The following is a 19286-nucleotide window of genomic DNA, read 5'->3' on the forward strand; positions in this document are numbered from 1 at the left end:
GCTGCCGAGGCGATGGGTTTTGCCGGGGTGATGGCGGGTCCGCTGGTGCGTTCGTCGTATCGGGCGGGCCGGTTGTACGCGCAGACCAAGGCCCATCGCGGTGAGGAGCTGCCGGAGAACCTGGCGCACCTGGCTGCGCAGGGCCCCGCCGCCCAGGAGGCCACCAGCCTCCTGAGCCGGTAGAGAGAAGCGGATCAATGGCGATCAGTGTGTTCGACCTGTTTTCCATCGGCATCGGCCCGTCCAGCTCGCACACGGTCGGGCCGATGCGGGCCGCACTGACCTTTGTGGACGGTCTGGCCGCGGACGGCGACCTCGGTGCGACGGTGCGCATCAAGGCGGAGCTGTTCGGCTCGCTCGGCGCCACCGGCCACGGCCACGGCAGCGACAAGGCGGTGCTGCTCGGCCTGGCCGGTGAACGCCCGGAGTCGGTCGACACCGACCGGGTACCGGAGGTGGTCGCCGGAATGCGGGAACGCGGGCGGATCAGCCTGCGCGGTGAGCACGAGATCGACTTCGACCCGGACACCGATCTCACCCTGCACCGGCGCAAGTCGCTGCCCGCGCACCCGAACGGCATGACCTTCCAGGCGTTCGGAGCCGACGGGGCGGTGCTGCGGTCGCGCACGTTCTACTCGGTCGGCGGCGGTTTCGTGCGGGACGAGTCGTACGAAAGCGACCACGTGGTGGTCGAGGACAGCACCGAGCTGCCGTACCCGTTCCGCACCGGGGCCGACCTGCTCGCGCACTGCGTGGCGACCGGGCTGCCGATCAGCGAGATCATGCTGCGCAACGAGCTGGTCTGGCGGACGCGGGACGAGGTGCGGGCCGGGCTGCTGGAGATCTGGCAGGTGATGGCCGACTGCGTGCGGGCCGGTTGCGAGCACGACGGGGTGCTGCCGGGCGGGCTGAAGGTGCCGCGGCGGGCGCGTTCGCTGTACCAGAAGCTGGAAGCCGAAGACGGTGTCGGTGACGCGCTGTACGCGATGGACTGGGTGAGCCTGTACGCGCTGGCGGTGAACGAGGAGAACGCCTCGGGTGGCCGGGTGGTCACCGCGCCGACGAACGGTGCCGCCGGGATCATCCCCGCCGTGCTGCACTACTACCAGCGCTTCATCCGCGGTGCCTCGGAGGACGGCATCGTGACGTTCCTGCTCACCGCGGGTGCGCTCGGCTCGATCCTGAAGCAGACCGGCTCGATCTCGGGCGCCGAAGTCGGCTGCCAGGGCGAGGTCGGCTCGGCGTGCGCGATGGCCGCGGCCGGCCTCACCGAGGTGCTCGGCGGCACCCCGGCGCAGGTGGAGAACGCCGCGGAGATCGGCGTGGAACACCACCTCGGCCTGACCTGCGACCCGGTCGGCGGCCTCGTGCAGATCCCGTGCATCGAACGGAACGCCGTCGGTGCGTCGAAGGCCATCCACGCCGCCCGAATGGCCATGCGCGGCGACGGCAGCCATGTCGTCACCCTGGACAAAGCCATCAAAACCATGCGGGAAACCGGGGCGGACATGAAAATCAAATACAAGGAAACCGCCCGCGGCGGCCTGGCCGTCAACGTCATCGAGTGCTGACCGCCGGAGCGACTCCGCCGGGACACCGGCCCTCGCCCCACGAACTCCGCCAGGATGCGGTGGTTCGCAGTGCCGCCGAACCGGCGTGCGTTGCTGAGATGGGCGGCCACCTGCAAAACCGCAGCCCGGGATAGCGCGCTTGGCCCACCGGCCGGGTGCCTGGATTACCCTCACCGCATGTCCGGCGAAAAAGCGGAGGTGCCGTGAGTGCGCAGCCCGAGCGTCCGGTGGTCGCCAGTGCCGGGGAGGCGTTGTTCCGGCCGGTCCGGGCGGGCAACGCGTTCGAGGAGACGGTGGAGCGGCTGCTCCAGGCGGTCCGGCTCGGCGTGGTCGGGGCGGGTGAGCGGTTGCCGTCGGAGCGGGAACTGGCCGAGCGCCTCGGCGTCAGCCGGGTGACGTTGCGGGAGGCCATCCGGGCGCTGGCCGACGCCGGGTACGTGGAGTCCCGGCGGGGGCGGTACGGCGGGACCTTCGTCAACGCCAGTTTGCCGGCCCCGCGCGGCAAGGGCCGCAAGATCGATCCCGAGCGCCTCGACGACACGCTCTGCCTGCGCCACGTGCTGGAGACCGGCGCCGCCGAGATGGCGGCGGCGCGGTCGCTGACCCCCGGCGAGCGCCAGCACCTGACCGGCACGCTCGCCGAGACCTCGGCCAGCGACCTGGCCGACTACCGCCGCCGCGACTCGCGGTTCCACCTGGCGATCGCCGAGGTCACCGCCTCCAAATCGCTGACCACCGCGGTCGCCGACGTGCGGATGCGGGTCAACCAGTTGCTCGACGAAATCCCGCTGCTCGAACCCAATCTCGAGCATTCCAACGCCCAGCACGAAGCCGTGGTCGAAGCCATTCTCGCCGGTGACCCGGCCATGGCGCGCCGCGTCATGGCCGAGCACATCGACGGAACCGCGTCGTTGTTGCGCGGTTTCCTCAACTGACTACGGCGCGACCTGGATGTAGAGATCGACCCAGCCGTTGCCCTGGCGGCACTGCGAGTCGTACCACTCGCCGTTGCTGATGCCCTGGTAACCCCGCTGCAGGCAGGACCACCAGGCGTTCTCCCCGTAGAAGGTGTCGTAGTACCGCAGCGGGGTCGCCGCCGCGGTACCCGCCGAAACGGTGCCCGCGGTCAGCACCAGGCCGAGAATCGCAAGCCCTTTGGCCACCTTTTCACGCATATCTGAAATCACCCCAGAAAATCCGCGAGCTGCCCTTTCCGGTGTTTTCACCGCAATTCGGCCCGCTTGGCAAAGGATGTCCGGGCCCGGTTAATGCCCGCTCCGCGAAAGGCGAACGGCGGCTGAACAACGCCGGACGCAACTCCGGAGTTGTTCAAGCGTCCTTGAAGACGTGGAAGACGACGAGGTGGAGACCGCGGAGCAGCCCACCACCTGGCGCCGGGTCCGGCGCATCGGGTACGCGGTGCTGTCGCTGGTCATCCTGCTGCCGCTGACCGCCTTCGTGCTCGCCTACCTGGTGCTCGACGTGCGCAGCCCGCAGGAGGTGCTCGCCGGTCTGGACAAGACCGCCAGCCTGGCCTACGCCGACGGGTCCGAGCTGATGAAGGTGGTACCGGAAGACGGTGACCGCCTCTACGTCCGCTACGCCGACGTGCCGCCGAAGCTGCGCGACGCGATCATCGCGGTGGAGGACCCGACGTTCTGGCAGAACGAGGGCTTCGACCCGCTGGGCATCCTGCGGGCCGCGGTCACCGGGGTCGGTGGCGGCTCCGGCATCACCCAGCAGTACATCAAGAACTCCACCGGCAACGACCAGGCCAGCTACTTCCGCAAGTTCTCCGAACTGGTGCTCTCCACCAAGCTCACCCAGCAGCGCGGCAAGGAGGAGATCTTCGAGAGCTACGTCAACATCATCTCCTTCGGCCGCGGCACCTTCGGCCCGGCTTCGGCGGCGAACGCCTACTTCGGCAAGCCGCTCGCCGAACTCGGCTGGAACGAAGCGGCCTTCCTCGCCGGGATGATCCAGTCGCCGTCGACGCACGACCCAGCGGCGTCGAGCCACGCACACGCCGAGAAGCGCTGGAACTACGTCGCCGAGAAGCTGGTCACGCGTGGTTACGTGAGCGAAGCCGAGCGCGCGGAGATGCGCTACCCCGGCGACGCCGTCGTGCCGCCTGCCGAAACCCGGGCGGGACGGCTGACCTACTCCGAGTACCACGTGAAACGGCGGGTGCTGGCCGAGTTGGAGCAGCACGGCTTCGGCCTCGACCGGCTGCGCCAGGGCGGCCTGCGCATCGAAACCACGCTGGACCGCGGTGCCCAGGCCAACGGCGAAAAGGCCGTCGCCGACCAGCTGGCCGGTCAGCCCGATCACCTGCGTGCCGCACTGGTCGCGGTCGAACCGGGCACCGGCGCCATCCGGGCCTACCAGGGCGGCCGGTGGGGCGTGCGCGACTACGCCGCCGCACCGCAGCCACCCGGCTCGGCGTTCCACCCGTTCGTCGTCGCGGCCGGACTGCGGCAGGGCGAGGACCTGGACCGCAGGTACCCGGCACCGGACAGGCTGGACTACGGCGGCCGCACGGTGAAGAACGAGTCCGGGTGCGGGGCGCCCGAATGCTCGGTGCGCGACGCGGTCCGGAGTTCGGTGGACACGCCGTTCATCGAGATGACCAGGCGCTTCGGGGCGGCCGCGGTCAGCCAGGCCGCCAGGGACGCCGGCATTCCCGCGGACCTCGACGGCACGCCGACGCTGCGGGAACCCGACGGGGTGACGATCGGGCCCGGCATCGCCGTCGGCGCCTACCCGGTGCGCCCGCTGGACCTCGCCGCCGCCTACGGCACGTTCGCCGCCGGCGGTCAGCGGGCCGAGCCGTACTTCGTGCAGCGGGTCCTCGACGGCGAGGGCACGGTGCTCTACGAACACCAGGGCGCGGCCACCCCCGCCGTCGAACCCCGGGTCGCCGCGGGGGTGCTCGAGGCGCTGCGCCGCGAAGACGGCGTCGCGAAGGCGGGCTCGCACCGGTTCGGCGACACCGGTGACAACGCCGGTGCCTGGCTGGCCGCACCGGCCGCTCGACTGTCCACGGTGGTCTGGGTGGGTGCCGACGAGGAACGCCGCCTGCGGGACGCCGCCAACAACCGCGTCACCGGCGAAACCCTGCCGTCGAACATCTGGCGGGCGTTCAGGAAGTGACCAGCGCGACGGTGAGGCCGTCGTAACCCTTGTCGCCGACGGTCTGCAACGCGGTGGCGTCCACGCGCGGCTCCCCGGCGATCAGCTCGTGCAGCTCCCGCACGCCCCGCACCGACGGGTCCTCGCTGTCCGCCCGGGTGACCGCGCCACCCCGCACCACGTTGTCCACCACGATCACGCTGCCCGGCCGCGAGTACTCCAGCGCCCACCGGAAGTACGCCGGGTTGTTCACCTTGTCCGCGTCGATGAACGCCAGGTCGAACGGGCCGGTCAGCTCCGGCAGCGTGTCCAGCGCGGCCCCGACGCGGACCTCCACCCGGTCGGCCAGCCCGGCCGCCTCGAGGTTCGCCCTGGCCACCTCGGCGTGCTTCGGCTCGTACTCCAGGGTGATCAGCCTGCCGTCGGCGGGCAGCGCCCGGCCCAGCCAGATGGTGCTGTACCCGCCGAGCGTGCCGATCTCCAGGATCGACTTCGCCCCGGCCAGCTTCGCCAGCAGGAACAACAGCTTCCCCTGGAGCGGGGAGACCGCGATCGGCGGCAGCCCGCCGCGGTCGCTGGCCTCCAGCGCGGCGGTGAGCACCGGGTCCGGCGGGAGCAGGGCGCTGGTGAAGTACTGGTCGACGGCGGTCCAAGTCTGCTGGTCCATACCGGCCAACCTACTCAGCCGCGGCGGTTCGCCTTGGGGATCACCAGCGGCGTGCCGGTTTCCGGGCACGGCAGCACCGAACACGGCAACGCGAAGATCTCCTCCACGTGGGCCGCGGTGACCACTTCGTCCGGGGTGCCCGAAGCGATGATCCGGCCGTCGCGCATGGCGATCATGTGCGTGGCGTAGCGGGCCGCGTGGTTCAGGTCGTGCAGCACCGCGACCAGCGTGCGGCCCTGCTTGGCGTGCAGGTCCGCGCACAGGTCGAGGATGTCCATCTGGTGCGCGATGTCCAGGAACGTGGTCGGCTCGTCCAGCAGCAGCAGGTCGGTCTGCTGGGCCAGCGCCATGGCCAGCCAGACGCGCTGCCGCTGCCCGCCGGACAACTCGTCCACCAGCCGCTCGGCCAGCCCGTCCACCCCGGTGGCGGCCATCGCCTCGGCGACCACCTCGGCGTCGTCCGCCGACCACTGCCGCAGCAGCTTCTGGTGCGGGTACCGGCCACGGGCGACCAGGTCGGCCACGGTGATGCCGTCCGGCGCGATCGAACTCTGCGGCAGCAGCCCGAGCTTGCGCGCGACCTGCTTGGCGGGCAGCGAGGTGATCGCCTGCCCGTCCAGGTAGACCGAACCCTTGCGCGGCTTCATCATCCGGGACAGCGCCCGCAGCAGAGTGGTCTTGCCGCAGGCGTTCGGCCCGACGATCACGGTGAAGGAGTTGTCCGGGATCTCGACCGCGAGGTCTTCGGCCACGGTCCGGCCGTCGTAAGCCAGGGTCAGCGCATCGGAACGCAGCCGGTTCGAGTCAGCGATCGTGGTCACCAAGTTAGGCTAACCTACTGTCCGGTGCCGCGGCGCCAGGCCAGCCGGGTCAGCGCACCGGCGACGGCGGCCAGCGGCGGGCGCTGACGGTGGCCGCGGGCCTCCGGCGCCGATTCCGGCACCACCCGGTAGACCAGGTGCGCGGCGAACCGCGCCAGCCGGGGCGCGGCGCGGGTGGCCAGTTCGGCGGCGGTGCCTTCGGGACGGCTGACGATCTCCGGCCGCTGCTCCAGCGCCTTCACCACCAGCTTCGCCGCGCTTTCCGGGCTGGCCGCGGGCAGCGTGCGGTACAGGCCGGTCGGCGCGATCATGTCGGTCCGCACCAGCGGCATCCGCACCGAGCTGAAGGTGATGCCGTCGGACAGCGTTTCGCGACCGGCCGCCAGGCCGAACTCCTCCAGCGCCGCCTTGGACGCCAGGTAGGCGGAGAACCGCGGGGTGTCGGTCTGCAGCCCCTGCGTGGTGACGTTGACCACGTGCCCGAACCCGCGGCCGGCCATCGACGGCAGCAGGCCGAGGATCAGCCGCACCGGGCCGAAGTAGTTGATCGCCATGGTGCGCTCGAAGTCGTGGAAGCGCTCGGTGGACAGCAGCACCGACCGCCGGATCGACCGGCCGGCGTTGTTCACCAGCATGTCCACCGCGCCGTGCTCGGCGAGCACGTCCTTGACCAGCGCGTCGACCGCGTCGCCGTCGGTCAGGTCGCAGGGGTGGCAGGCGGCCTGCCCACCGGCCGCGACGATCTGGTCCCGCACCCGCGCCAGCTCGTCCCCGCGGCGGGCGACCAGCAGCACCTTGGCCCCGCGTTCGGCGATGGCCAGCGCGGACGCCTTCCCGATGCCCGAGGAAGCGCCGGTGACCAGCACCGTCCGGCCACGCAGGCGGGCACCGCGGCGCGCGCGGTCGGGGTCGAGGTTGGCCAGCCAGTAGTCGTAGAGCGGTTTCGCGTATTCGTGCAGGGAGGGCAGTTCGATGCCGCTGCCGGCCAGCGCTTCGGTGGTCGCCGCGGTGTCGAACCGGACGGCCGTGCTCAGGTGCGGCAGCACCTGCATCGGGATGCCGAGTTCCTCCAGCACCGCGCGCCGGGCGGACCGGCCGCCCGGCAGCCGGTCGACCCCGGTCGCGGCCAGGTGCCCGGCGGACCGCAGCAGGTTCGCGCCCGGCACGTGCGCGGCGATGCGCGGGCCGCCTGCCGCCCGCGCGAACGCGTTGTAGACCTCGGTCAGCGACTGCGGTCGCGGGGAAGCCAGGTGGAAGGTGCTGCCCGAGGGCAGTTCGGTGTGCATCAGGTGGTCCATCGCGGCGATCACGTAGTCGACCGGCACCAGGTTGGTGTGCCCGAGGTGCGGCCCGGCCAGCGGCAGCCGCCGGGGCAGCGCGGCCAGCCGGGAGATGGCCGGGAGGAAGTAGTACGGCCCGTCGACCTTGTCCATCTCGCCGGTGCGCGAGTCGCCGACCACCGCGGACGGCCGGTAGATGGTGTGCGAGAGCCCGCTTTCCCTGACCAGCTTCTCGGCCTCGAACTTCGTCGCGTGGTACGGCGAGGAGAAGCTCTGGCCGAGGTCGAAGTCGGCTTCGGTGAACCGCCCGGCGTGATCCCCGGCGACGGCGATCGAGGAGACGTGGTGCACCCGCGCGCCGGTGGCACGGGCGAGTTCCAGGGTGTGCCGCGTGCCGTCCACGTTGGCTTCGCGATTGGCCTGCGCACTGGCGGTGAAATCGTAGACCGCGCCGAGGTGGACCACGTGGTCGATGCGGCCCAGCGCTCCGGCGTCGACACCGAGGCCCGGTTCGGTCAGGTCGCCGGTCACCGGCACCAGCCGAGCGGTGTCCGGCCAGCGCTGCGACAGCGCGGCGAACCCGGCCCGCGAGGTTTCGCGGACCAGCGCGTACACGGTTTCCGTGCCCGGCCTGGTCAGCAGGCGCGCCACCAGGCGCTTGCCGAGGAATCCGGTGGCCCCGGTGACGAAGTAGCTGGTCATGCCGGGGAGCTTACCTACTGGCGAGTAGGTAAGCTACTCCGTGTCGTTCTGTGCGACGGTCACCACCGCGTCGCGCAGGACGGCCCGCAGCCGCCCGACGTCCAGCGGCGCGAGCACCGCCGCCTCACCCGGTGGAGCCATCAGCACCACGCTGTCGCTGCTGACGAAAACGGTCAGATCGCGTTTGCGGCCGGACAGGTCCCGGCAGCTCACCGCCCATTCGTCCCGCGCGGCCACGGCCGGGCGGGCCTTGCGTCGATGTCGCATTTCGCACTCGCCTCCTCGGTACTGGGATGCACACCGTTCGGAGCCGTGACGCGGGTGACCCGAAAGAACTACCGTCGATGGGGGAGCCAACGCGCGAAGGAGCGGGTGATGTCCGGACCCCGGCGGATCGTGATCATCGGCGGCGGCTTGGCCGGGGCGGGGGCCGCCGCGGCGCTGCGCGACCGCGGCCACCGCGGCGAGGTGCTGCTGTTCGGCGCGGAGGCGCACCGGCCGTACGAGCTGCCCGCGTTGTCGAAGGGGCTGCTGCTCGGCGAGGCCGAGGAACCCGACTGGGTCCGCGACCAGAACTTCTTCACCGAGCACGACATCACCCTGCGGCTCGGCACCAGGGTCACCCGGGTGGAGCTGGGCGCGCGGCTGGTGCTGGACGCCGCCGGCGGGGAGCACCGGTACGACCGGTTGCTGCTGGCCACCGGTTCGAGGCCGCGCTCGCTGCCGGTGCGGGGCGCGGACCTGGCCGGCATCCACACCCTGCGCACCCTCGACGACGCGCTCGCGCTGCGGGCCGCGTTCGCCAAGGCCGACCGGGTGGTCGTCATCGGCTCGGGCTGGCTGGGTTCGGAGGCCGCCGCGGCCGCGCGACGGCACGGTGCCGAGGTGACGGTGGTCGGCATGGAGGCCACGCCGCTGGAGCGCGTGCTCGGCGCCGAGGTCGGCGGGGTGTTCCGCGACCTGCACGCCGAGCAGGGGGTGCGGTGGCGGCTGGGCACGTCGGTGGCGGACTTCGTCGGTGACGAGGGCGCGGTGACCGGCGTGCGGCTGACCGGCGGCGCGGTGCTGGAAGCCGACGTGGTCCTGCTCGCCGTCGGCGCCGCGCCGGAGGCCGGGCTCGCGCAGGTGGCGGGGCTGGACCTGGCCGAGGACGGTGGCGTCTGCGTCGACGCCACCCTGCGCACGGCGGCGCCGGAGGTCTACGCCGCCGGGGACGTCGCCTCCCACTTCCACCCGGGGTACGACCGGCGCATCCGGGTCGAACACTGGGCGAACGCCAAGAACCAGGGGGAACACGTCGCCGGGAACCTGCTCGGCGAGCACGAACCGTACCGGCGAACCCCCTACTTCTTCAGCGATCAATACGACCTGGGCTGCGAGTACCGGGGTCTCGCGGACCCGGCCTCCGACCGCTTGGTGGTGCGCGGCGACCTGGCTTCGCGGGAGTTCATCGCCTTCTGGCTGAACGGTGCCCGGGTGACCGCGGCCATGAACGTCAACGTCTGGGACCACGGGGACGCGCTCGAGCACCTGGTGGACAGCGGCACCCCGGTCACCGACGAGCAGTTGCGCCGCGGGGAGTTCGGTTAGGGGCGCTTCGGCAGGGTGAGGAAGGCGATCAGCGCGGCCAGCGTGAACCCGGTCATCACCACGGCCATCGGCACCGCGGAACCCTGACCGCCCAGGCCGACCAGCGGCGTGGCCAGCCCGCCGACGACGAACTGCAGCACGCCCAGCAGCGCCGACGCCGACCCGGCCGTGCGCGGGTGCTCGGCCATCGCCAGTGAGGTGGCGTTCGGCATGATCAAGCCGATGCTGGCCACCAGCAGGAACAACGGCGGCAGCAGCACCGCCAGCGGCAGGTGCAGCGAGGTCGCCAGCAGCACGCCGAGCGCGCCGACGCTGGCCAGGCCGAGGCCGAACCGCAGCAGCGCGCGTTCGCTGAACCGGCCGACGACCCGGCCGTTGACCTGCCCCAGCGCGACGATGCCGATGCCGTTCAGGCCGAACACCAGGCTGTACTGCTGCGGGCTCAGCGCGTAGACGTCCTGCAGCGCGAACGACGAACCGGCGATGTAGGCGAACACCGCCCCGAACAGCAGGCCGGACGCCAGCGCGTAGCCGACGAAGTTCCGGTCGCGCAGCAGCCCGCCGTAGGTGCGCATGATCGGCTTGAACCGGGCCGGACGACGGTGCTCCACCGGCAGGGGTTCGGGCAGGAACAACGCCGAGACGACCATCAGCAGCGCGCCGAACACGGTCAGCACCACGAAGACCCCGCGCCACGAGGTGAAGTTGAGCACCTGGCCGCCGACGATCGGCGCCAGGATCGGCGCCAGGCCGTTGACCAGCATCAGCATCGAGAAGAACCGCGTCATCGCGATGCCGGAGAACAGGTCGCGCACGGTCGCCCTGGCGATCACGATGCCGGCCGCGGCACCGACCGCCTGGAGCGTGCGCGCGGCGATGAGCAGGCCGGCCGTCGGGGCGAGGGCGCACAGGACCGAGGCCACCACGTAGATCGCCAGTCCGGCGACCAGCGGCTTGCGGCGGCCGACGGCGTCCGAGAGCGGGCCGAGCACGATCTGGCCGATCGCCAGCCCGACGATGAACGCGCTGAGCGTGAGCTGCAGGGTGGCGTCCGAGGTGTGCAGGTCGCTGGTCATCACCGGCAGCGCGGGCAGGTACATGTCGATCGACAGCGGCCCGAACGCGGACAGCCCGCCGAGGATGAGCACGTACCGCGCGAGGCCCCGCTGCTTGCTCGGGCGCACGCCCCCGACCGCCTGGACCTGTTCGGTAGTACTCATGCACGCTCCCCGCCGTCGAACTCAGCTTCCCCCGCTAACTTGCATAGCGCCACTAAATATTCCCGGCTGTGAGCCACCGCACTGGGCTGGGAGACCGGTACGCTTGTAGTGCACCCAACCGAAGGGAAGCATGGGCCGAAGCGACGCGTTCCGCACGCGCCACCGGTCCACCCTCATCCTGTTCCTGCTGGTCGTGCAGTTGTGGATCGCCGCGGCGCCGACCGGGACGCCGGTCGTGCACGAGCCGCACCACCTCGGCTCGCTGGCCGCCGAACCCCTGCCGGAACCGCTCACCAGCCGGTCCGCCCCCGCGCCGGTTTTCACCCAGATAGCCGTGCTGCCGCCGGAGGCCGCGGCACCGCCCGCACCGGTCGAGCACCGCACCGAGCACATCGCGCCACCGCACGCCGATCCCGGCCACCCCGGTGATCCGGCGGGCGCCCGCGGCCCGCCTTCGCGCTAGCGGATCCACGTCCTCGCACCCGTCGCCGCGGCGACGGGTGTTCCCGCTGCGCACCAAAGGAGTTCCCCATGGCCACCGGTCATGCCCTGCTCGCGGTCGGCGGTGCCTTCCTCGCCGCCGGCCTGCTCGCCCGCCTCGGCGCCCGGATCGGGCTGCCCACCATCCCCCTGTTCATGCTGGCCGGTTTCCTGTTCGGCCCCAACACCCCCGGGCTGTCACTGGTGGACGACCCGGGGGAGCTGTCCGTGCTGGCCGGGCTCGGCCTGGTCTTCCTGTTGTTCTACCTCGGCCTGGAGTTCTCCCTGGACGACCTGCTGGCCGGTGGGAAGAAGCTGGTCGGCGCCGGGATCGGTTACCTGGTGCTGAACATCGGCGGCGGGCTCGCCTTCGGCTTCGCGCTCGGCTGGGGCACCAGGGAGGCACTGGTGATCGCCGGTGCCATCGGCATCTCGTCCTCGGCGATCGTGACCAAGCTGCTGCTGGAAACCCGCCGGATGAACAATCCCGAGTCCCGCCTGACCATGGGCATCATCGTGATCGAGGACGTCTTCCTCGCGCTCTACCTCGCCCTGCTGCAGCCCGTGCTCAGCGGTGCCGACGACTTCCTCGCCGCGCTCGCCGACTTCGGCAAGGCGTTCGCCTTCCTGCTGGTGCTGGCCGCGCTCGCGCGCTGGGGCGGGCGCGTGGTGTCGAAGCTGTTCGGCTCCGCCGACGACGAACTGCTCACCGTCTGCTTCGTCGGGGTCGCCGTGCTGGGGGCGGCGCTGGCCGAGGAGGTCGGCGTGTCCGACGCGATCGGCGCGTTCATGGTCGGCATGATGCTCGGTGGCTCGAAGGCCGCCCCGCGCATCCACCAGCTGGTGCTGCCGCTGCGGGACGCCTTCGGCGCGTTGTTCTTCTTCATCTTCGGCCTGAGCATCGACCCGCGGGCGGTCGGCACGGTGGTGGTACCGGTGCTGGTCGCGGTGGCGCTGACCGTGGTGCTGAACCTGGCGGCCGGGGCGTTCGCCGCCAGACTGCACTCCTTCGACCGCCAGCAGGGGGTCAACGTCGGGCTGACCGTGCTCACCCGCGGCGAGTTCTCCCTGGTGCTGGCCACCATGGCCACCGCGGCCGGACTGGACGCCAGGGTCGCCCCGTTCATCGCCGGTTACGTGCTGCTGCTGGCGATCATCGGCCCGCTCGCGGTGATCCGTTCGGAGTGGCTCACCCGTAGGCTGCTGCCAGTGAAGACGAGGAGGCAGCGGTGACCCGGTTCGGCGGCTACCAGAACGAGATCTACCTTCAGGGGCTCGGCGGCGCGAAGCCGCTGTTCTCCACCGATCCGACCAAGCTGGAGGAGTCGGCGTCACACCTGCTCGACCCGGGGCCGTACGCCTACGTCGCCGGTGGCGCGGGCTCGGCGGCCACCGTGCGCGCCAACCGCGAGGCGTTCGACCGCTGGCGGATCGTGCCGCGCATGCTGACCGGCGCCACCGACCGGCAGCTGTCGACGTCGGTGCTGGGCACCGAGCTGCCCGCGCCCGTGGTGCTCGCGCCGATCGGCGTGCAGTCGATCGTGCACCCCGATGCCGAACTGGCCACCGCGCGGGCGGCGGCGTCGCTGGGGGTGCCGATGATCCTGTCCACCGCCTCGTCCACCTCCATCGAAGAGGTCGCCGCGGCGAACGGCGCCGGCCCGCGCTGGTTCCAGCTGTACTGGCCCGGCGACCCCGACGTCTGCGCCAGCATCCTGGCCAGGGCGAAGAAGGCGGGGTACACGGTGCTGGTGGTCACCCTGGACACCTGGACGCTGGCCTGGCGCCCGGCCGACCTCGACCAGGCGTACCTGCCCTTCCTCGGCGGCGAGGGCATGGCCGTGCCGTTCACCGACCCGGCGTTCCGCGCGCTGCTGGAGAAGACCCCGGAGGAGGACCCGCCCTCGGCCATCCTGCGCTGGATCTCGCTGATCACCGGCAGCGACCGCACCTGGGAGCAGCTGACCTTCCTGCGCGAGCACTGGGACGGCCCGATCGTGCTCAAGGGCATCCAGCACCCCGACGACGCGCGGAAGGCGGTGGACGCGGGCATGGACGGCATCGTGGTGTCCAACCACGGCGGCCGCCAGGTCGACGGCGCGATCGCCTCGCTGGACGCGCTGCCCGGCATCGCCGCCGCCGTCGGCGACCGGATCGAGGTGCTGTTCGACTCGGGCGTGCGCACCGGCGCCGACGTGGTCAAGGCGCTGGCGCTCGGGGCGAAGGCGGTGCTGCTGGGCCGCCCGTACGTCTACGGCCTGGCGCACGCCGGTGAGGACGGCGTGCGGCACGTGCTGCGCGGCCTGCTCGCCGACTTCGACATGACCATGGGGCTGTCAGGCAACGCCGACGTCGCCGCGCTCGGCGCCGAGGTGCTCGCGCGGGCCTAGCGGGCGGCGGGCCCCCAGCCAGCCGGCCAGGCACAGCACCACACCCGCCGAAATCGCCAGCACGCAGGCGACGTCGGTGTGGTAGGTGGTGGCGGGCCACACGCCGGTCGGCAGGTCGACCAGGTACCAGTACAGCGAGGAGACAGCCATGTCACCGAGCACCACGCTGGTCACCACACCTGCCGCACCGGCGGCGGCGACCCCGCGGTAGAGCGCCCGGCTGCCCGCGCCGAACACCCGGAAGGCACCGATCCCGGCCGCGGTCAGGCCGAGCATGGTGAGCAGGGAGTCGAGGATGAAACCGGGCCCCGAATCCAGTTCCGGTGCGGGTTCGCGCTCGATCGCGCTCTGGTAGACCGAGGCGAGCGAGGCCGCGTCCGCGTTCGCCGCGCTGGGCCCGGCGACCTCGGTGACCTCGGGCAGGCCCCTGAGCCCCCAGCTCACTTCGATCCTGCCCTCGATCTTCGAGGTGATCCCGGGCGCGTTCTGCCTGGTCAGTTCCGCGGTCACCCAGGGCCCGGCGGAGGCGGTCGCGGCCAGCACCAGCCCCGCCACCACGGCGATCAGGCCGGGCAGGCGGGGCTGCCAGCGAGGGAGCGTTTCACCGGTCACGGCCGACAAGGGTATTGCCTCGGCCGTGCGCTGGGTCACGGGACGCGGTAATTCGGCGGCAACGGCGATCACCCGGCGGTATTCTTGATGCCGTATGTCTGCGAAAACCCCCCTCGATGGCCTCCGGTCCCGCCTGCCGGAACTGATGCCGCGCGACCGGGCCCGGCTGCGGCGGCGGCTCGAAGGTGCCCGCAAGGCGCGTGACCTCGAAGCGGTCGCGGCCCGCATCGAGGCGGACATCACCGCCGCCGAGCAGCGCGTGGCCGGTCGCCGGGCCGCGGTGCCGGAGGTGGAGTACCCGGCGGAGCTGCCGGTCAGCCAGCGCAAGGACGACATCGCCGCGGCCATCCGCGACCACCAGGTGGTGATCGTGGCGGGGGAGACCGGGTCGGGCAAGACCACGCAGCTGCCGAAGATCTGCCTGGAACTCGGCCGCGGGGTGCTCGGCCAGATCGGGCACACGCAACCGCGGCGGCTGGCCGCGCGCACGGTGGCCGAGCGCATCGCCGAAGAGCTGCGCAGCCAGGTCGGCGAGACCGTCGGCTACAAGGTGCGCTTCACCGACCAGGGGGACGAGAACACCCTGGTGAAGCTGATGACCGACGGCATCCTGCTGGCCGAGATCCAGGGCGACCGGATGCTCCGGCAGTACGACACGCTGATCATCGACGAGGCGCACGAACGCAGCCTCAACATCGACTTCATCCTCGGTTACCTCAAGCAGCTGCTGCCGCGCCGCCCCGACCTCAAGGTGATCATCACCTCGGCCACCATCGACCCGGAGCGGTTCTCGCGGCACTTCGACGACGCCCCGATCGTCGAGGTCTCCGGCCGCACCTATCCGGTCGAGGTGCGGTACCGGCCGATCACCGACCCCGACGACGCTGATGCCCCCGATGCCGACCGCGACCAGATCTCGGCGATCTCGGACGCGGTCGCCGAGCTGTCCGCCGAGGGGCCGGGCGACATCCTGGTGTTCCTCTCCGGGGAGCGCGAGATCCGCGACACCGCCGACGCACTGTCCAAACAGGACCTCCGGGGGACCGAGATCCTGCCGCTGTACGCGCGGTTGTCCTCGGCCGAGCAGCACCGGGTGTTCCAGCGGCACACCGGGCGCCGGGTGGTGCTGGCCACCAACGTCGCCGAGACCTCGCTGACCGTGCCGGGCATCAAGTACGTGGTCGACCCGGGCACCGCGCGCATCTCCCGGTACAGCCACCGCACCAAGGTGCAGCGGCTGCCGATCGAAGCGATTTCGCAGGCGTCGGCCAACCAGCGCAAGGGCCGCTGCGGGCGCACCTCGGACGGCATCTGCATCCGGCTGTACTCCGAGGACGACTTCCTCGCCCGGCCGGAGTTCACCGACCCGGAGATCCTGCGCACCAACCTCGCCTCGGTCATCCTGCAGATGACCTCGCTCGGCCTCGGCGACATCGCCGCCTTCCCGTTCGTCGAGCCGCCGGACCGCCGCCAGATCACCGACGGCGTGAACCTGCTCCAGGAACTCGGCGCTTTCAGTGCTTCCACCGCCTCGGCGACCGAGGTCGGGGACCGGCTCACCGACGTCGGCCGCAAGCTCGCCCAGCTCCCGGTGGACCCGCGGCTCGGCCGCATGGTGCTGGAGGCGGCGAAGCTCGGCTGCGTGCGCGAGGTGCTGGTGATCGCCTCCGCGCTGTCCATCCAGGACCCGCGCGAGCGCCCGGCGGACAAGCAGCAGGCGGCGGGCGAGAAGCACGCCCGGTTCGCCGACAAGACCTCGGACTTCCTCGCCTACCTCAACCTGTGGAACTACCTGCACGAGCAGCAGCGCGAGCTGTCCGGCAACCAGTTCCGCAAGCTGTGCAAGGCGGAGTTCCTCAACTACCTGCGCGTGCGCGAGTGGCAGGACGTGCACAGCCAGCTGCGGCGGCTGACCAAGCAGCTCGGGGTCACCCCGAACACCACCGACGCCGACCCGCAGCAGGTGCACACCGCGCTGATCTCCGGACTGCTCTCGCACATCGGCCTCAAGGACCCCGCCAAGGGCGACTACCTCGGTGCCAGGGGCGCGCGGTTCTCCGTCTTCCCCGGTTCGGCGTTGTTCAAGAAGCAGCCGCGCCTGGTGATGTCCGCGGAACTGGTGGAGACCTCGCGGCTGTGGGGCCGGGTCAACGCCCGCATCGAGCCGGACTGGGTGGAGCCGCTGGCCGCGCACGTGGTCAAGCGCACCTACTCCGAGCCGCACTGGGAGCGCAAGCAGGGCGCGGTGGTGGCGCTGGAGAAGGTCACCCTCTACGGCGTGCCGCTGGTGGCCGACCGCCGGGTGAACTACGGGCGCATCGATCCGGAGCTGTCCCGCGACCTGTTCATCCGCAACGCGCTGGTCGAGGGCGACTGGCAGACCAACCACCGGTTCTTCCACGAGAACCGGGCGCTGCTCGCCGAGGTCGAGGACCTCGAGCACCGGGCCCGCCGCCGCGACATCCTGGTCGACGACCAGACCCTGTTCGAGTTCTACGACCAGCGCCTCGGTGCCGAGGTGGTCTCCGCCCGCCACTTCGACACCTGGTGGAAGAAGACCCGGCGCGAGCAGCCCGACCTGCTCAGCTTCGAGAAGTCGATGCTGATCAACGCCACCGCCGGGGACGTCAGCGCCGCCGACTACCCGGACACCTGGACCACACCCGACGGCATCCGGCTGAAGCTGACCTACCAGTTCGAGCCGGGCACCGACGCCGACGGCGTGACCGCGCACGTGCCGCTGCCGGTGCTGAACCAGGTCACCGCCGACGGTTTCGACTGGCAGGTGCCCGGCCTGCGCGAGGAACTGGTCACCGCGTTGATCAAGTCGCTGCCGAAGCCGATCCGCCGCAACTTCGTGCCCGCCCCGGACACCGCGAAGCTGGCGCTGTCGCGGGTCGGCCCGGCCGACGGCCCGCTGCTCGACGTGCTGGCCGACGAGCTGGAGGCGTTGCGCGGGGTGCCGATCCCGCCGGACTCCTGGCAGCTCGGCACCGTGCCGGAACACCTCAAGGTCACCTTCCGGGTGGTCGACGGCAAGAAGACCCTCGCCGAGGGCAAGGATCTCGAAGCGCTGCGGCAGCGGCTGACCGGCGAGCTGCGGGCGTCGATCTCGAAGGCCGCCGACAACGTGGAGCGCGCGGTCAGCTCGCCCGCGTTCGGCGAGGTGCCGAAGGTGTTCGAGCGCAAGCAGCGCGGACTCGAGGTCAAGGCGTACCCGGCGCTGGTGGACGAGGGTGAGACGGTCGCCGTCCGGATGCTGGAGACACCGGCCGAGCAGGCGCACTCGATGTGGCTCGGCACGCGGAAGCTGTTGCGGCTCAACGTGCCGTCGCCGATGAAGTTCATCAACCGGAACCTGGGCAACCAGGCGAAGCTGGTGCTCAACCGGAATCCGCACGGCAGCGTGGCGGCGCTGCTGGAGGACTGCGTCAACTGCGCGATCGACGAGCTGATGGCCGCCGGCGGCGGGCCCACCTGGGACGAGGCCGGCTTCGCCGTGCTGCTGCAGCGGGTGCGGGCCGGGTTGAACGCCACGGTGGTGCGGGTGCTCGCCGACGTGGAGCAGGTGCTGCGGGCCTCGATCGACGTGGAGACGCGGCTGGCCGAGGTGCGCGGCCCGGCGCTGGCGGAGTCGCTCGCCGACATCCGCGAGCAGCTCGGTGAGCTGGTGTTCCCCGGGTTCGTCACCGCCACCGGGTCGGCGCGCCTGCCGGACCTGGTGCGTTACCTGCGGGCGATCGAGCGGCGGCTGGACAAGCTGCCCAGCGATCCCGCCCGCGACGTCGAGCGCCTGCGTGAAGTCCACTGGCTGAGAGACGAGTACCGATCCCTTGTGGACGCGCAACCCCGTGGGACATCCTCGGCGGCACTGCGGGACGTGCGCTGGATGATCGAGGAGCTCCGGGTCAGCTTCTTCGCCCAGACGCTGCGCACCGCTTATCCGGTATCGGTGAAGCGGGTGCTGCGCGCCATGGACGACGCGGTGGTCCCCGCCTGAGGCAGGGGAGCGGACATGAAGAAGCTGATCGCGGTGGCGGCGGTCGCGCTGGCGGCCGGAGTCGGCGGGGGAGTGGCCGCGGCCGGGCCCTCGTCGTCCTCGGCCGGGGTGCCGGGTGACGCGTACAAGCGCACCGAGTTGTACTTCGGCTCGGTGAAGCCGGACGGTTCGGAGGTCACGCCCGCCGAGTTCGAGGTCTTCGTGGACAAGGAGGTCACCCCGGCGTTCCCGGACGGCCTCACCCGCCTCGAAGGCAACGGCCAGTGGCGCGATGCGAGCGGGCAGATCGTCAAGGAGCGGTCGTACGTGCTCATCCTGCTCTACCCGGTGGGCGACCGGGCCGCCAACGGTGAGATCCAGGAGATCCGCGAGGACTACAAGCGCTACTACGAGCAGGAATCCGTGCTGCGCACCGACAGCGTGGAGAAGGTCTCCTTCTGAGCAGAACCCGAAGGTCGGGGAGGGTGCGACGCGGCCGGGGTGACGAGCATCGTTGCCATGACCTTCGTACTCGTGCACGGCTCCAGCGGCGCGTCGTGGACCGGCGTCCAGCGTGAACTGGCGTTGCTCGGGCACCGTTCACTCGCGGTCGACCAGGGCACCTTCGGCGATGGCGGGCGTCACCTTCGCCGACGGGGTGGCGCACGTGATCGACGTGGTGCGCCGGGTGCGGGAGCACGGCCCGGTGGTGCTGGTCGGCCGGGCGGCCGAGCTGCGCGCGCTGGCCGCCGCGGTGACCAGGCCGCCTGCCACGCCGATGTGCTGTCGCGTGGTGACGTGGCGATCACCGTCGAAGCCGTCATCGGTTCGCCCTCCTGCTG

General features: G+C 71.4%; 17 protein-coding genes and 1 pseudogene. 10 read left to right on the forward strand and 8 right to left on the reverse strand.

Going from position 1 to position 19286, the window contains the following annotated elements:
- From AC07EG_RS37860 to AC07EG_RS37870, 3 genes and pseudogenes are all read left to right on the forward strand, one after another.
- Positions 1-183 (forward strand): annotated as a pseudogene (locus AC07EG_RS37860) (lipoyl synthase); the annotation flags it as partial.
- A 14-nt stretch (positions 184-197) separates the two neighbouring features.
- On the forward strand, positions 198-1571 hold the full coding sequence (locus AC07EG_RS37865) for an L-serine ammonia-lyase (RefSeq protein WP_478258096.1): 1374 nt from the start codon (positions 198-200) through the stop codon (positions 1569-1571).
- Between the two features lie 203 nt (positions 1572-1774).
- Positions 1775-2506, forward strand: coding sequence for a FadR/GntR family transcriptional regulator (locus tag AC07EG_RS37870; RefSeq protein WP_478258097.1), 732 nt, complete (start codon positions 1775-1777; stop codon positions 2504-2506).
- Here AC07EG_RS37870 and AC07EG_RS37875 read toward each other — a convergent pair whose 3' ends face one another.
- Positions 2507-2734, reverse strand: coding sequence for a hypothetical protein (locus tag AC07EG_RS37875; RefSeq protein ID WP_478258098.1), 228 nt, complete (start codon positions 2732-2734; stop codon positions 2507-2509).
- A gap of 184 nt (positions 2735-2918) precedes the next feature.
- On the opposite strand from AC07EG_RS37875, the gene AC07EG_RS37880 reads away from it, so the two are divergent.
- Positions 2919-4724, forward strand: a complete 1806-nt coding sequence (locus AC07EG_RS37880; RefSeq protein ID WP_478258099.1) for a transglycosylase domain-containing protein — start codon at positions 2919-2921, stop codon at positions 4722-4724.
- Here the strand turns inward: AC07EG_RS37880 and AC07EG_RS37885 are convergent.
- The 4 genes from AC07EG_RS37885 to AC07EG_RS37900 are packed head-to-tail and all read right to left on the reverse strand — an operon-like array spanning position 4714 to position 8410.
- Complete coding sequence (locus AC07EG_RS37885; protein ID WP_478258100.1) at positions 4714-5370, reverse strand: O-methyltransferase; 657 nt, start codon at positions 5368-5370, stop codon at positions 4714-4716. The genes AC07EG_RS37880 and AC07EG_RS37885 overlap by 11 nt on opposite strands.
- Positions 5371-5384: 14 nt before the next feature.
- Positions 5385-6191: an ABC transporter ATP-binding protein gene (locus tag AC07EG_RS37890; protein ID WP_478258101.1), complete on the reverse strand. Its 807-nt coding sequence runs from the start codon at positions 6189-6191 to the stop codon at positions 5385-5387.
- A gap of 14 nt (positions 6192-6205) precedes the next feature.
- Positions 6206-8173, reverse strand: a complete 1968-nt coding sequence (locus tag AC07EG_RS37895) for an SDR family oxidoreductase (RefSeq protein ID WP_478258102.1) — start codon at positions 8171-8173, stop codon at positions 6206-6208.
- Positions 8174-8206: 33 nt separating this feature from the next.
- A complete protein-coding gene (locus AC07EG_RS37900) occupies positions 8207-8410 on the reverse strand; it encodes a hypothetical protein (RefSeq protein WP_478258147.1) in 204 nt (67 codons plus the stop codon).
- Between the two features lie 138 nt (positions 8411-8548).
- On the opposite strand from AC07EG_RS37900, the gene AC07EG_RS37905 reads away from it, so the two are divergent.
- A complete protein-coding gene (locus AC07EG_RS37905; RefSeq protein WP_478258103.1) occupies positions 8549-9763 on the forward strand; it encodes an NAD(P)/FAD-dependent oxidoreductase in 1215 nt (404 codons plus the stop codon).
- Here the strand turns inward: AC07EG_RS37905 and AC07EG_RS37910 are convergent.
- Complete coding sequence (locus tag AC07EG_RS37910) at positions 9760-10983, reverse strand: multidrug effflux MFS transporter (RefSeq protein ID WP_478258104.1); 1224 nt, start codon at positions 10981-10983, stop codon at positions 9760-9762. The two genes, AC07EG_RS37905 and AC07EG_RS37910, sit on opposite strands and share 4 nt — an antisense overlap.
- Before the next feature lie 130 nt (positions 10984-11113).
- On the opposite strand from AC07EG_RS37910, the gene AC07EG_RS37915 reads away from it, so the two are divergent.
- The 3 genes from AC07EG_RS37915 to AC07EG_RS37925 all read left to right on the forward strand — a co-directional run bounded on the left by AC07EG_RS37915 (position 11114) and on the right by AC07EG_RS37925 (position 13853).
- Positions 11114-11446, forward strand: a complete 333-nt coding sequence (locus AC07EG_RS37915) for a hypothetical protein (protein ID WP_478258105.1) — start codon at positions 11114-11116, stop codon at positions 11444-11446.
- Positions 11447-11514: 68 nt separating this feature from the next.
- Positions 11515-12696, forward strand: a complete 1182-nt coding sequence (locus AC07EG_RS37920; RefSeq protein ID WP_478258106.1) for a cation:proton antiporter — start codon at positions 11515-11517, stop codon at positions 12694-12696.
- Positions 12693-13853, forward strand: coding sequence for a lactate 2-monooxygenase (locus AC07EG_RS37925; protein WP_478258107.1), 1161 nt, complete (start codon positions 12693-12695; stop codon positions 13851-13853). Before AC07EG_RS37920 ends, AC07EG_RS37925 begins: the two co-directional genes overlap by 4 nt.
- Here AC07EG_RS37925 and AC07EG_RS37930 read toward each other — a convergent pair.
- Positions 13800-14465, reverse strand: a complete 666-nt coding sequence (locus tag AC07EG_RS37930; protein WP_478258108.1) for a hypothetical protein — start codon at positions 14463-14465, stop codon at positions 13800-13802. The genes AC07EG_RS37925 and AC07EG_RS37930 overlap by 54 nt on opposite strands.
- Before the next feature lie 94 nt (positions 14466-14559).
- On the opposite strand from AC07EG_RS37930, the gene hrpA reads away from it, so the two are divergent.
- Positions 14560-18465 (forward strand): ATP-dependent RNA helicase HrpA, encoded by a 3906-nt coding sequence (gene hrpA / locus AC07EG_RS37935; RefSeq protein WP_478258109.1) that lies wholly within the window; start codon positions 14560-14562, stop codon positions 18463-18465.
- Positions 18466-18480: 15 nt separating this feature from the next.
- The gene (locus AC07EG_RS37940; protein WP_478258110.1) at positions 18481-18906 is read left to right on the forward strand and encodes a DUF3574 domain-containing protein; all 426 of its coding nucleotides are present in this window, start codon (positions 18481-18483) and stop codon (positions 18904-18906) included.
- A gap of 138 nt (positions 18907-19044) precedes the next feature.
- Here the strand turns inward: AC07EG_RS37940 and AC07EG_RS37945 are convergent, their stop codons facing one another.
- Positions 19045-19218: a hypothetical protein gene (locus tag AC07EG_RS37945; protein WP_478258111.1), complete on the reverse strand. Its 174-nt coding sequence runs from the start codon at positions 19216-19218 to the stop codon at positions 19045-19047.
- Positions 19219-19286: the final 68 nt, after the last annotated feature.

The organism is Amycolatopsis sp. NPDC045836, assembly GCF_056431745.1.

Excerpts from the sequence above, each read along its gene's own strand:
- AC07EG_RS37865 (WP_478258096.1), top strand. The coding sequence starts at position 198 with ATGGCGATCAGTGTGTTCGACCTGTTTTCCATCGGCATCGGCCCGTCC.
- AC07EG_RS37885 (WP_478258100.1), bottom strand. The coding sequence starts at position 5,370 with ATGGACCAGCAGACTTGGACCGCCGTCGACCAGTACTTCACCAGCGCC.
- AC07EG_RS37895 (WP_478258102.1), bottom strand. The coding sequence starts at position 8,173 with ATGACCAGCTACTTCGTCACCGGGGCCACCGGATTCCTCGGCAAGCGC.
- AC07EG_RS37905 (WP_478258103.1), top strand. The coding sequence starts at position 8,549 with ATGTCCGGACCCCGGCGGATCGTGATCATCGGCGGCGGCTTGGCCGGG.
- AC07EG_RS37910 (WP_478258104.1), bottom strand. The coding sequence starts at position 10,983 with ATGAGTACTACCGAACAGGTCCAGGCGGTCGGGGGCGTGCGCCCGAGC.
- AC07EG_RS37915 (WP_478258105.1), top strand. The coding sequence starts at position 11,114 with ATGGGCCGAAGCGACGCGTTCCGCACGCGCCACCGGTCCACCCTCATC.
- AC07EG_RS37920 (WP_478258106.1), top strand. The coding sequence starts at position 11,515 with ATGGCCACCGGTCATGCCCTGCTCGCGGTCGGCGGTGCCTTCCTCGCC.
- hrpA (WP_478258109.1), top strand. The coding sequence starts at position 14,560 with ATGTCTGCGAAAACCCCCCTCGATGGCCTCCGGTCCCGCCTGCCGGAA.
- AC07EG_RS37940 (WP_478258110.1), top strand. The coding sequence starts at position 18,481 with ATGAAGAAGCTGATCGCGGTGGCGGCGGTCGCGCTGGCGGCCGGAGTC.